General features: G+C 42.0%; 15 protein-coding genes. 1 reads left to right on the top strand and 14 read right to left on the bottom strand.

What is annotated here, in order from left to right:
• Nucleotides 1-14: 14 nt before the first annotated feature.
• The 14 genes from PTRA_RS00790 to rpsJ form a co-directional block, all read right to left on the bottom strand.
• A complete protein-coding gene (locus PTRA_RS00790; protein WP_058372320.1) occupies nucleotides 15-755 on the bottom strand; it encodes a phosphoadenylyl-sulfate reductase in 741 nt (246 codons plus the stop codon).
• A 43-nt stretch (nucleotides 756-798) separates the two neighbouring features.
• The gene (cysI, locus tag PTRA_RS00785) at nucleotides 799-2496 is read right to left on the bottom strand and encodes an assimilatory sulfite reductase (NADPH) hemoprotein subunit (protein ID WP_058372319.1); all 1698 of its coding nucleotides are present in this window, start codon (nucleotides 2494-2496) and stop codon (nucleotides 799-801) included.
• A gap of 48 nt (nucleotides 2497-2544) precedes the next feature.
• The gene (locus PTRA_RS00780) at nucleotides 2545-4359 is read right to left on the bottom strand and encodes an assimilatory sulfite reductase (NADPH) flavoprotein subunit (RefSeq protein ID WP_058372318.1); all 1815 of its coding nucleotides are present in this window, start codon (nucleotides 4357-4359) and stop codon (nucleotides 2545-2547) included.
• A 419-nt stretch (nucleotides 4360-4778) separates the two neighbouring features.
• Entirely contained in the window at nucleotides 4779-5036 is a 258-nt protein-coding gene (gene rpsQ, locus PTRA_RS00775) for a 30S ribosomal protein S17 (protein ID WP_011326872.1), read from the bottom strand.
• A complete protein-coding gene (gene rpmC, locus PTRA_RS00770; protein ID WP_011326871.1) occupies nucleotides 5036-5227 on the bottom strand; it encodes a 50S ribosomal protein L29 in 192 nt (63 codons plus the stop codon). The genes rpsQ and rpmC overlap by 1 nt, the downstream gene beginning before the upstream one ends.
• Nucleotides 5227-5640, bottom strand: a complete 414-nt coding sequence (gene rplP, locus PTRA_RS00765; RefSeq protein ID WP_011326870.1) for a 50S ribosomal protein L16 — start codon at nucleotides 5638-5640, stop codon at nucleotides 5227-5229. The genes rpmC and rplP overlap by 1 nt, the downstream gene beginning before the upstream one ends.
• Before the next feature lie 12 nt (nucleotides 5641-5652).
• On the bottom strand, nucleotides 5653-6354 hold the full coding sequence (gene rpsC, locus PTRA_RS00760) for a 30S ribosomal protein S3 (RefSeq protein ID WP_011326869.1): 702 nt from the start codon (nucleotides 6352-6354) through the stop codon (nucleotides 5653-5655).
• Nucleotides 6355-6366: 12 nt separating this feature from the next.
• The gene (gene rplV / locus PTRA_RS00755) at nucleotides 6367-6699 is read right to left on the bottom strand and encodes a 50S ribosomal protein L22 (protein WP_002957892.1); all 333 of its coding nucleotides are present in this window, start codon (nucleotides 6697-6699) and stop codon (nucleotides 6367-6369) included.
• 13 nt (nucleotides 6700-6712) lie between these two features.
• Entirely contained in the window at nucleotides 6713-6991 is a 279-nt protein-coding gene (gene rpsS, locus PTRA_RS00750; protein ID WP_010376377.1) for a 30S ribosomal protein S19, read from the bottom strand.
• Nucleotides 6992-7007: 16 nt separating this feature from the next.
• Nucleotides 7008-7832: a 50S ribosomal protein L2 gene (gene rplB, locus PTRA_RS00745; protein ID WP_011326867.1), complete on the bottom strand. Its 825-nt coding sequence runs from the start codon at nucleotides 7830-7832 to the stop codon at nucleotides 7008-7010.
• Between the two features lie 15 nt (nucleotides 7833-7847).
• Complete coding sequence (gene rplW, locus PTRA_RS00740) at nucleotides 7848-8150, bottom strand: 50S ribosomal protein L23 (protein ID WP_011326866.1); 303 nt, start codon at nucleotides 8148-8150, stop codon at nucleotides 7848-7850.
• Complete coding sequence (rplD, locus tag PTRA_RS00735) at nucleotides 8147-8752, bottom strand: 50S ribosomal protein L4 (RefSeq protein ID WP_002957897.1); 606 nt, start codon at nucleotides 8750-8752, stop codon at nucleotides 8147-8149. The genes rplW and rplD overlap by 4 nt, the downstream gene beginning before the upstream one ends.
• A gap of 17 nt (nucleotides 8753-8769) precedes the next feature.
• Nucleotides 8770-9405, bottom strand: coding sequence for a 50S ribosomal protein L3 (gene rplC, locus PTRA_RS00730; protein ID WP_011326865.1), 636 nt, complete (start codon nucleotides 9403-9405; stop codon nucleotides 8770-8772).
• Nucleotides 9406-9432: 27 nt separating this feature from the next.
• Nucleotides 9433-9744: a 30S ribosomal protein S10 gene (gene rpsJ, locus PTRA_RS00725; RefSeq protein WP_002957900.1), complete on the bottom strand. Its 312-nt coding sequence runs from the start codon at nucleotides 9742-9744 to the stop codon at nucleotides 9433-9435.
• A 438-nt stretch (nucleotides 9745-10182) separates the two neighbouring features.
• On the opposite strand from rpsJ, the gene plsB reads away from it, so the two are divergent.
• Nucleotides 10183-12621 carry a glycerol-3-phosphate 1-O-acyltransferase PlsB gene (gene plsB, locus PTRA_RS00720; RefSeq protein WP_058372317.1) on the top strand — a complete coding sequence of 813 codons (2439 nt, stop codon included), beginning with the start codon at nucleotides 10183-10185 and terminating at the stop codon, nucleotides 12619-12621.
• Nucleotides 12622-12651 lie beyond the last annotated feature (30 nt).

Here is a 12651-nt window from a genome sequence, read left to right as displayed (position 1 = left end):
GGTAATCAATAATATTAAATACCATCACCATCAATGTGCAAACCACACTCTCTGTTTAAACCAAAAAAGCGAGTTTCCTCTTCGGTCATGCCGGGCTCTAGCTTACGTGTAGTATGTATGTCTCCCATAGACACATAGCCTTCTTCCCAAAGAGGATGGTACGGCAAGTTATGCTTAGTTAAATACTGATATACATCGCGGTTTGTCCACTCAATAATTGGGTAAACTTTTACTGTACCACGGCTAATTTCAATTACTTGCTTATCAGCACGGCTTGATGCTTGGTCGCGACGCAGGCCACTAAACCACGTACCAGCATTAATTTCTTTTAAGGCGCGAGTCATCGGCTCAACTTTATTAAGCTGATTGTACTGCTTAATTCCGGCCTCTCCTTGCTCCCATAACTTACCAAATTTAGCTTCTTGCCAAGCAGGGCTCAGTTCTGATTTATACACTTTTAAATTGAGTGATAAACGCGCCGTCATTTGCTCAATAAATTGATATGTTTGTGGAAACAAATAGCCTGTATCTGTTAATACCACCGGAATATCTGGCTGTTGTGATGTTATTAAGTGCAACATTACGGCGGCTTGAATACCAAAACTCGATGATAAAAAATGTGTCTCAGGTAAATTTTCGAGTGCCCATTGTACGCGCTGTTCAGCGCTCATGTTTTTCAGTATGCCATTGGCGTCTGCTAGCATGCTAGTTTGGCTTTGTTTATCTAACTGTAAAATATTTTTAAATTCACTCATGGTAAATTCCAAACCTTAGCCAGTGTGTTGCACTGGCTTATTATTATGCGTGAAAATCGGTAACCGATACTTTAACTTCAGCAACAATGCCTTTGCGGATCACAAAGTCACCAAAACATTCAACGTCATTACGCTCATTAACCCATTGCCCAATTAATTCATCAAAAGCAGCTAAATACACGTCTTCACCCACATTTTCTAAATATAATTTAGGAATACGCGTGCCTTCAAGATTACCGCCTAAATACACATTATATTTACCCGGACCTTTCCCAACCAATCCCGCTTCGGCTAACATGGCACGGCCACAGCCATTGGGGCAACCCACTACGCGCATAATAATACTGTCATTCGGCACACCATGCTTGGCTAGTAGTGCTTCTATTTTTTCAACCAAGCTAGGTAAATAGCGCTCAGCCTCAGCCATGGCTAACGGGCATGTTGGCAGTGCCACACACGCCATGGAGTTTTTACGTTGCTCGGTATCTTTATCGTCAATTAAACCGTGGTTACGGGCAATTTCTTCAATCACGGCTTTTTGATCTGCAGCTACACCAGCAATAATTAAGTTTTGGTTTGCCGTCATGCGCATGTCACCTTGGTGAACTTCTGCTATTTTACGACAGCCTGTTTTTAGTGGTTTGTTTGGATAATCTAAAATACGCCCACTTTGAATAAATAATGTTAGGTGATGCTTGCCATCTATACCTTCAACCCAACCTATACGATCGCCTCGGTGAGTAAATTTATAAGGACGGCTTGCAGCAAACTCAACACCAGCGCGTTTCTCTACTTCCGCTTTAAATACATCAACGCCTACTCGGTCTAATGTATATTTTGTTTTAGCATTTTTACGATTTGAACGATTACCCCAATCGCGCTGTACCGATACCACATGCTCCGCAATTTTTAACGTATGTTCTAGTGGAATAAAACCAAAGTCGTCTGCTTTACGTGGGTAGGTTGCTGTATCGCCATGTGTCATGGCAAGGCCTCCGCCTACAAGCACATTAAAGCCAATTAATTTACCGTTATCGGCAATAGCTACAAAGTTTAAATCGTTGGCGTGCACATCCACTTCATTATTCGGCGGAATTGTTACCGTTGTTTTAAACTTACGCGGTAAGTAATTAGAACCTAAAATTGGCTCTTCTGTGGTTTCTGCTTTTTCACCATTAAGCCAAATTTCGGCGTAAGCCTTAGTTTTTGGTAACAAGTGCTCTGAAATTTTTGCAGCCCACTCATACGCTTCTTGATGCAACTCTGACTCAACCGGATTAGTAGTACACAATACATTTCGATTAACATCGCCTGCGGTAGCAATAGAGTCAATTCCAACGCTATCCAGTAATTGATGCATGCCTTTAATGTTAGGCTTTAATACACCGTGAAACTGAAACGTTTGACGCGTAGTTAAACGGATACTGCCATAACTGGTTTTTTCTTCTGCAAATTTATCAATGGCTAACCATTGCTCAGGCTTAATAATACCGCCAGGCATACGCGCACGTAACATTACGTTGTGTAATGGCTCAAGCTTTTGCTTAGCACGCTCACCACGAATATCGCGGTCATCTTGCTGGTACATACCGTGAAACCGAATTAACTGGAAGTTATCAGCGGTAAAACCACCGGTGATCTCATCTTTTAAATCTGTTGCTATAGTGCCACGTAAAAAATTACTTTCTCGTTTCATGCGCTCGTTATCAGAAAGCTTTACGTTTTTATCTTGTTCGCTCATGTTTAATCCTAAATTAGTGACAGTGACGGCTGCTTTAAATATTTAATTTTAGTAAACGTCTTTCTGATAGCGGTTTGCGCTGCGTAAATCTTTTAAATACTGCTGAGCATCTTCATCGCTCTTACCGGTATTTTCTTTAATAATTTCGAGTAATGTTTGGTGTACATCTTTTGCCATATGATTAGCGTCGCCACACACATAAAAATGTGCGCCGGCTTCAAGCCACTCAAAAATAGCTTTGCTGTTACTACGTAACTTATCTTGCACATACACCTTTTCGGCTTGATCGCGGCTAAATGCAACATCTACTTTGCTTAGTAAACCCGACTTTAAGTAACCTTGAATTTCAACTTGGTATAAAAAGTCTTGAGTAAAATGTGGATTGCCAAAAAACAGCCAGTTTTTACCTGATGCGCCGCGCGCATCACGCTCTTGTAAAAAGGCGCGAAACGGTGCTATTCCCGTACCAGGGCCAACCATAATTATTGGTGTTTCATCATTCGTTGGTAAACGGAAATTATCGTTATGCTCACTAAATACCTTAACTTTACAGCCTTCCTCAGCACGGCGCGCTAAATAGCCCGAACAACCGCCCAAATGCTCGCTACCAAAGGCATTAAATTCAACCAATGCCACGGTTAAATGTACCTCGTCTTCAACCTCGCTTTGGCTAGAGGCAATTGAATATAAACGTGCTTGTAATTTACGCAGGCAATCGACGAGTGTTTGCGCGTCAAGCTTAGCCGGGTTTTGTGCAACCACATCAAATATTTGGCGCGGTTCAATGTATTCATGCATTGCCGCTTTATCTTCAACCAGTTTTAATAGTTGTGGTGTGCCTGTCGCTATTGCATATTTTTCCACAAAGCCAGGGTACGACTGCGTTAATTCTAGTTTTTCAATCAGTGCATCGCGAATACTTAGCTGTTCATCTGCAACTTTTACTAAACTAGCTGCATCAATTTGCGTGTGTGTAAGCAACTCATCAACACGGGCTTCGTCATTTAAAAAATACACGCCTAATGAATCACCTGGTATATAACTAATGTCTGAGCCTTCAAGCGAAATTTCTACGTGGCGGACATCTTTAGTTGAGTCGCGACCTGTAATTTTTTGCACTAAACCTAACTCTGCGGCAAACGGGTTTTGTTTAGTATATTGATTTGCCACAGTAGTTGACCCAGCAAACGGCATTGCAATAACCTGACCACCTGAGCTACCTTGCTGTGCTTTTAAATCGGGTTCAAAGGCATCCAATGCACCAATGATCCAAGTTGCCGCTTCGTCATCGTAATCTACATCTAAATCGGCGCGTTGATAGATTGTTTCTGCGCCGAGTTTATTTAACCGCTGCTCAAAGTCTTTTGCTGTTTGGCAAAAAAATTCATAGCTCGAATCCCCTAAACCAATCACGGCTACTTTCACTCCGTCTAACTTAGGCGCTTTTTTAGTGGTTAAAAATTCGTGCAAAGCCTCTGCATCTTCTGGTGGCTCACCTTCGCCGTAAGTTGCAACAACCACAGTTATAAACTTTTCTTTTTTTAGTGCAGTTGGTTTGTAATCGGCCATGTTCACTAGCTTTACGGCTAAACCGCGTGACTCTGCTTGTGCTTTTAACTTAGCAGCTACACCCTTTGCATTACCTGTTTGCGAGCCATATAAAATAGTTAATGCAACTGCCTCACCAGCACTTGGAGCTACGCTCATAGCACCGCCTAAGGCCGCCGTATTAGCATTTGCAGCAAGATAGCCGCTAACCCATGCTTGTTGAATTGGATTAAGCTCAGCCACTAAACCTTGCAGCTTTTGTACTTGCTCTTGCGATAGCGGACTTGCCGCAGCGTTTAGTTGACCTAGCAACATGAATCAATTCCCCGTAACCCTAAAAGTTAAACACAACGTACTGTTATACGTCGTTCAAAATGAGTTTTACCTCACCCAGAGAGAATCTGTTGAGGTTTACTGAGCTTGTAGGATAGCGGGCAATGCAGAGTTAAAAAAAGAACAGAATCAACTTTGATATTCTATTTAGTTATTAACTTTAGTAAATATAGTTAAAAACAGATTAAGAAACGGATTTTCGAAGGATAAAAGGGGGATTTTGTACCTGAGCTTTAATGAGTAGATAAATATTGTTGATATATAAATACCACAACCATAAAAGAGCGTTAAATTAACTCCGAGTTGCTGATCGCATACAGCTCAAACTCGCAGCTTTGCAAAAACAAAAAGCCCCAGCAAATAAATGCAGGGGCTTTTTATAAAACAGACTTAATTAAAAATTAAGCTTGTTTTGGACGTTCAATAACTGCTACGAATGTCCAAGATTTACTCTTAGAAATTGGAGCACATTCACGGATAGTAACTACGTCACCAGCCTGAACTTCATTATTTTCGTCATGTACGTGTAGCTTAGTCGTGCGTCGAATGAATTTCCCATAAATTGGGTGCTTCACATAACGTGCGATAGCAATAGTGAAAGATTTTTCCATCTTGTCGCTAATTACACGGCCTTGAAGAGTACGAATTTTATCGCTCATTATTGACCTGCCTTCTGGTTAATAACTGTTTTTACACGCGCGATATCGCGGCGTACTGTTCTTAGCGTGTGTGTCTGAGCTAACTGACCAGTGCTTGCTTGCATGCGCATATTAAATTGCTCACGAAGAAGTCCTAGAAGTTCAGTATTAAGCTCTTCTACGCTTTTATCTTTTAGTTCGCTAGCTTTCATCACATTACCGTCCGAGTTACGAAAGTTGTTTTGAATGGCAATTTACGAGCAGCAAGGTCAAACGCTTCACGAGCAAGCTCTTCTGAAACACCTTCCATTTCGTAAAGTACTTTACCAGGCTGAATTTCAGCAACCCAATACTCAACAGAACCTTTACCTTTACCCATACGAACTTCAAGCGGTTTGTTCGTGATTGGCTTGTCTGGGAAAACACGGATCCAGATTTTACCTTGACGTTTCACGTGACGCGTCATGGCACGACGAGCTGCTTCGATTTGACGAGCAGTCATGCGGCCACGGCCAGTAGCTTTCAAACCGAAAGTACCGAAGCTTACTTTGTTACCGTTTTGCGCTAGACCACGGTTGCGACCTTTGTGCGTTTTACGGAATTTTGTACGTTTTGGCTGTAACATTACTCGCTACCTCTACTTAGCACTTTTTTTGGCTTTCTTTGGTGCGCGTTTAGCTGGCTTCTCTTGCTCTTGTACTAGTGGTAAACCACCAATAACTTCGCCTTTGAAGATCCAAACTTTAACACCAATGATACCATAAGTGGTTAAGGCCTCAGAAGTTGCGTAGTCGATATCAGCACGAAGAGTATGTAGAGGTACACGACCTTCACGATACCACTCTGTACGTGCGATTTCTGCGCCGCCAAGACGACCGCTAACTTCAACTTTAATCCCTTTAGAACCGATGCGCATTGCATTTTGTACCGAACGCTTCATAGCGCGACGGAACATAACACGACGTTCTAGTTGAGAGGCAATGCCGTCTGCTACTAGTTGTGCATCTAGTTCTGGTTTACGTACTTCAGAAATATTAATCTGAGCAGGTACACCAGCGATTTTAGTTACCGCTTGACGTAATTTTTCTACGTCTTCGCCTTTTTTACCGATAACAACACCCGGACGAGCCGTGTGGATTGTTACGCGGATTGATTTTGCTGGACGCTCAATAACGATTTTAGACACAGAAGCCGTTTTCAATTCCTTTGTAAGGAATGTACGTACTTTGTGATCGCCAAAAAGCTGTGCAGAGAAATCTTTTGAACTCGCGTACCAGGTAGAAACCCAAGGTTTAGATATACCTAGGCGAATACCAGTAGGATGAACTTTTTGTCCCATTACTTATATCTCCTAGCTATCTGAAACCATAACAGTGATATGGCTTGTACGCTTAAGGATGCGGTCTGCGCGTCCTTTAGCACGTGGCATAATACGTTTCATTGTAGGACCATCGTCCACAAAGATCGTTGTTATACGAAGCTCATCAATGTCAGCACCTTCGTTATGCTCTGCGTTAGCAATAGCAGACTCAAGTACTTTCTTTACTAATACAGCCGCTTTTTTCGGGCTGTACGCCAGGATTTCTAGTGCGCGATCAACCGGTAGTCCGCGGATCTGATCTGCAACTAGACGTGCTTTTTGCGCCGAACCAGAGGCGAATTTATGTTTAGCTAATGCTTGCATTTATCTTCCCCTCTTATCGTTTCTTCGCTTTCTTATCCGCAGCATGGCCACGGTAAGTGCGAGTTGGTGCAAATTCACCTAGTTTGTGACCGATCATTTCGTCTGTGATAAACACAGGAACGTGCTGACGACCATTATGGACAGCGATGGTCAATCCGATCATGTTAGGTATGATCATTGAACGACGGCTCCAAGTTTTAATTGGCTTCTTGTCTCCGCTTTCCAACGCTTTCTCTACCTTCTTCAGCAAGTGTAGGTCTATAAAAGGACCCTTCTTGAGAGAACGTGGCATGGCTATTCCTCAACTATTATTTAGTACGACGACGTACGATAAACTTATCAGTACGCTTGTTCTTACGTGTCTTAGCACCTTTAGTCGGCTTACCCCATGGAGACACAGGATGACGACCACCAGATGTACGACCTTCACCACCACCGTGTGGGTGATCTACCGGGTTCATGGCAACACCACGAACTGTCGGACGGATACCACGCCAGCGATTTGCACCTGCTTTACCAAGTGAACGAAGCATATGCTCAGCATTGCCTACTTCACCTAGAGTCGCACGACAATCAGCTTCAACTTTACGAACTTCGCCTGAACGAAGACGTAATGTTACATACTGACCATCACGAGCAAGGATTTGAACGTATGCACCAGCAGAACGTGCGATTTGAGCACCTTTACCTGGTTTTAATTCTACGTTGTGAACAGTCGAACCTACAGGCATATTACGCATTGGTAATGCATTACCAGGTTTGATTGGTGCATCAACACCAGACTGGATTGCATCGCCAGCTTTTAAGCCTTTTGGTGCGATAATGTAACGACGCTCACCGTCTGCATATAATACAAGAGCGATGTTTGCGCTACGATTTGGATCGTATTCTAAACGTTCAACAGTGGCTGGAATGCCATCTTTAGTACGTTTAAAATCGATTAAACGGTAATGTTGCTTATGACCACCACCGATATGACGAACCGTAATACGACCATTGTTATTACGACCACCTGATTTAGAGTTTTTCTCTAATAGTGGTGCGTACGGCTTACCCTTATGTAAATCAGAGTTAACCACTTTAACTAAGTGACGACGGCCCGCAGAAGTAGGCTTACACTTTTGAAGTGCCATAATTCTATCCCCTTATTACTCGGCGCCGCCGACAAAGTCTAGCTCGCTACCTTCTTTAAGAGTAACGTAAGCTTTTTTCCAGTCGTTACGACGACCGAAACGTGCGCCAGTACGTTTTGTTTTACCCTTAACGTTAAGTGTGCGAACACCCGTTACTTCTACTTCAAAAAGCTTCTCAACTGCTGCTTTAACTTCAGCTTTAGTTGAATCTTTCGCTACTTTAAAAACAATAGTATTGTTTTCTTCAGCAGCAATAGTGCTTTTTTCAGAGATATGTGGAGCAACGATCACTTTTAAAAGACGTTCTTCGCGAATCATGCTAGCGCCTCCTCAAGTTGCTTAACAGCAGCGGCTGTAATAAGTACCTTGTCGAAAGCAATTAAGCTTACAGGATCGATACCAGCTACATCACGCGTGTCAACCTTATAAAGGTTACGTGCCGATAAGAAAAGATTTTCATCTACTTCTTCAGTCACGATAAGAACATCTTTAAGCTCAAGTTCTTTAAGCTTAGCAACTAGTTCTTTAGTTTTCGGTGCTGCTAGAGCAAAACTTTCAACAACGATTAAACGCTCTTGACGAACTAATTCAGATAAGATGCTTTTGATCGCACCGCGGTACATTTTACGGTTTACTTTTTGGCTATGATCCTGTGGTTTAGCTGCAAAGCTAACGCCACCTGAACGCCAAATTGGGCTACGAATCGTACCAGCACGTGCTCGGCCAGTACCTTTTTGAGCCCATGGCTTTTTACCACCACCGCTTACTTCAGAACGTGTCTTCTGAGCACGAGTACCTTGACGAGCACCTGCTGCGTATGCAACAACTACTTGATGTACTAATGCTTCGTTAAACTCACGTCCAAAAGTAGCTTCAGAAACTTCAAGACCGCCAGAAGCGTCTTTAATTGCTAATTCCATCACTAAATCTCCAGGACTTATGCTTTAACAGCTGGTTTAACGATAACGTCACCGCCGATAGCGCCAGGTACTGCACCTTTAACTAAAAGCAAATTACGCTCAGCGTCAACGCGAACTAGTTCTAAGTTTTGAGTCGTTACACGCTCAGCACCCATATGACCGGCCATTTTCTTACCTTTAAACACCTTACCAGGTGATTGGTTTTGACCGATTGAACCAGGAGCACGGTGAGATAGAGAGTTACCATGTGTAGCGTCTTGCATGCTGAAATTCCAGCGCTTAACACCACCTTGGAAACCTTTACCTTTAGAAGTACCGGTTACGTCAACCTTGTTGATTTCGTTGAATAATTCAACAGTAAGCTCAGCGCCTACTTCAAAATCGCCTTCACCACCATTTAGGCGGAATTCCCACAGACCGCGACCCGCTTCAACACCAGCTTTAGCGAAATGACCCGCTGAAGCTTTGTTTACACGACTTGCTTTTTTAGTGCCTGCGGTTACTTGAAGCGCGTTATAACCGTCTGTTGCTTCAGATTTAATCTGAGCAATGCGGTTAGGTGTCGCTTCAATAACTGTCACAGGGATAGATACACCATCTTCAGTGAAGATTCGTGTCATACCCACTTTACGACCGACTAGACCTAATGCCATTTTCCTAAAACCTCTCTAATCTTCCGATTAACCCAGGCTGATTTGAACATCTACACCAGCAGCAAGATCTAAACGCATAAGCGCGTCTACAGTCTTGTCAGTTGGTTCTACGATGTCGATCAGACGTTTATGGGTGCGGATCTCGTACTGATCACGCGCGTCTTTATTAACGTGCGGTGATGTTAGTACAGTAAAACGTTCAAAGCGTGTAGGTAGTGGAATTGGACCACGTACTTGTGCGCCAGTGCGTTTCGCAGTTTCCACGATTTCCGCCGTTGATTGGTCAATCAAACGGTGGTCAAAAGCTTTTAGGCGAATACGAATGCGTTGATTTGACATTCTTAACCTCAATATAAAGAGCATTTAAAAGAGCATAAAAAAACGACCGAAACAATCTTAAATATTAAGATGTCGGTTGTTAGATTATATCTACGTTGAGTTCCAAATCGGAACTCCTGTTTATTAGCTAGAAATCCTAGCTTAATTTATCCTTTCAAGTTCCCTTGGGAATTTTGAAAGCCTGCGTATTATAATTACATTGGTGATAAATGCAACAGCTAATTAGTAAATAATTACAGCCTGCTGGTTGCTCAAATATACTGCAACCTATTATAGAGCAGCTACAATCAGGTGTAATGCATATATATTAAGCCATAATGTACTGACTAATCGGCAACGCAAATTAAAGGCTTTTTTAGATCTTATGTTATCATATGCGCCAATTTTGCTTTTATATACCCAAATTATATGGGTAATTACTCTCTATATGGTGAGTCGATGCGTATTGTAAATTATTGCTTAAATGTTTTATCAGCTGGAGTAAGCCGCTTACTTGTAAGAAGTAAGGTACTGCCAGAAAAGCCGACTGAACAATATGAATTAAACTCTAAAAACCCTACCTTTTATATTGTGCGCCTAAACTCTCGCTTTGACTTAGCGGCGCTTGCTCGGGTATGTAAACGCCATGGATTACCCGACCCTAGAGAACAACAAATATTGGGCACAGAACGCTTAGACCGCTTTATAGGGATTGAAAACCCACCACCATTAATTGGTGATATAGCAAAGCCAACTAATGCCCTGGCGCAAGGCAAACAAATTATTGACCACTTATTAAGTAGTGGTCAAAAAGATGTACAGGTTATTCCTGTTACTATTTTATGGGGCCGAGCACCCGGCAAAGAAAAGCCCGGACTTAGCACGCTCATAACACACTCATTAACACCAAGTTGGTTTAGAAAGTTATTTGTGGTGCTGTTTTCTGGCCGAGATAACTTTATCCGCTTTAGCCAACCACTCGACTTATCACTTTTAGTAGACGAAAAAGCGGACGTTAACGAGCTACCACAAAAACTATTAAGAGTAGCCCGCGTACACTTTCGCCGCCAAAAACTTGCCGCTACAGGCCCTAAAATGCCATCGCGCGAGCAGCTATTTAACTCATTATTAGCCTCTCCAACAATAAAAAAGGCCATACAAGACGAAGCAAAAGCTAAAAACATTAGCCAAGCGCAAGCACGTCAAAATGCGGTTAAGTTACTTAATGAAATAGCGGCTAACTATTCAGAGGCGATGATACGCGTAGCTGAGCGTTTTTTAACTTGGCTGTGGAATAAGCTATATAACGGTATAGATATAAAATACACAGAGCAAATTCATGAGCTAACCAATAAAGGCCACGAAATTATTTATATGCCGTGCCATCGCAGCCATATGGATTACTTACTACTTACTTATGCTATTTATCATCAAGGTTTAGTACCACCACATATAGCCGCAGGTATTAACCTTAACTTTTTTCCGGCAGGCGGGATCTTTCGCCGCTCGGGCGCATTTTTTATTCGCCGTTCATTTGCCGGTAATAAGCTCTACTCTGCGGTATTTAAAGAGTATTTAAGCCAGTTATTTATTAAAGGTTACTCTGTTAAATTTTATACCGAAGGCGGACGTAGCCGCACCGGGCGCTTGCTGCCGCCTAAAACGGGTATGTTAGCAATGACCATGCAAGCAATGCTGCGTGGTATTGACCGCCCTATTTCTATTGTGCCGGTATATATTGGTTACGAGCACGTTATGGAAATTAACACTTACCTTAAAGAACTCGCTGGAAATGATAAAAAAGGTGAGTCTATCTTTGGGATTTTTAAAGCAATTAAAAACCTTAAAAACTATGGCCGAGGTTATTTAAACTTTGGTGACCCTATTTCTATAAACCAATACTTAAATGACAACCAACCCAATTGGCGTGACGACATACATCCTACCGATGTACAAAAACCACAGTGGTTAGGCCCACAAGTAGCAAACCTAGCCGACCAAGTTATGGTTAAAATTAACAATGCAGCGGCACTTAATGCAGTTAATTTATTGGCGATGATTTTACTGGTAAACGACAAGCACGCACTGAGTAAGCCAAAGCTTTTAGCGCAACTTGATTTTTACTTACGCTTACAACGCGATGCCAGCTACAGTAATAAAGTAACAGCTCCAGAAGAAACGCCAGAGCAACTGTTAACGCATGCATTAAAGCTTAATAAGTTTGATGTGATAAGTGATGAATTTGGCGAAATTATCGCGATTAACGATAAAGAAAAAACACTCTTTAATTATTATCGTAATAATATTTTACATCTTTTTGCCGTACCAAGTTTAATTGCACTGCATTTGTTTAGAGAAAAAACCACAACAGTTTCAAAGTGTCAGCAGCTAGTTGCGGCGTTTTATCCGCTGTTTGCTAAAGAATGGTATTTACGAGAGCTAGATGAGGATTACATTACGCGTATTTTGGCGAATTTTGTCGATCAAAACTTAATAGAACTTGATGGCGATAACATTCATATAACCAATACCAACGACTGTTTGGCTAAATTGGATATGTTAGGTAAAGCACTGAACTTTACATTGCAGCGTTATGCAATTGTGATTGGCTTTATACAAACTAGCAACGGCATTGAAAAAGCGGAGTTAGAGCGAGAAAGCCAAGTGCTGGCACAACGTTTAGGCACTTTGCATGGGATTAAAACCCCTGAGTTTTTTGATAAAAAGGTGCTGGTCGGCTTTATTGATAATTTACGCGCACAGTCTTTAATTACTGATGGTGATGCAGGCTTAATAGGCAGCGTGCAATTATGTGAAACTTATATGCATCTTAAAGCATTATTGCCAGCACGAGTTTGGCAGTCAATTAGCGATATAGTACAAGGTCAGTGTAAATAAAGCCTTAGTTTTAAGTGAGTGCTACGCCGC

Origin of the sequence: Pseudoalteromonas translucida KMM 520, from assembly GCF_001465295.1 — a bacterium.
GTDB classification, from domain to species: Bacteria; Pseudomonadota; Gammaproteobacteria; order Enterobacterales; family Alteromonadaceae; genus Pseudoalteromonas; species Pseudoalteromonas translucida.
The sequence above is the reverse complement of the archived record's forward strand: the minus strand, read 5'-3'. Positions and strand labels throughout refer to the sequence as shown.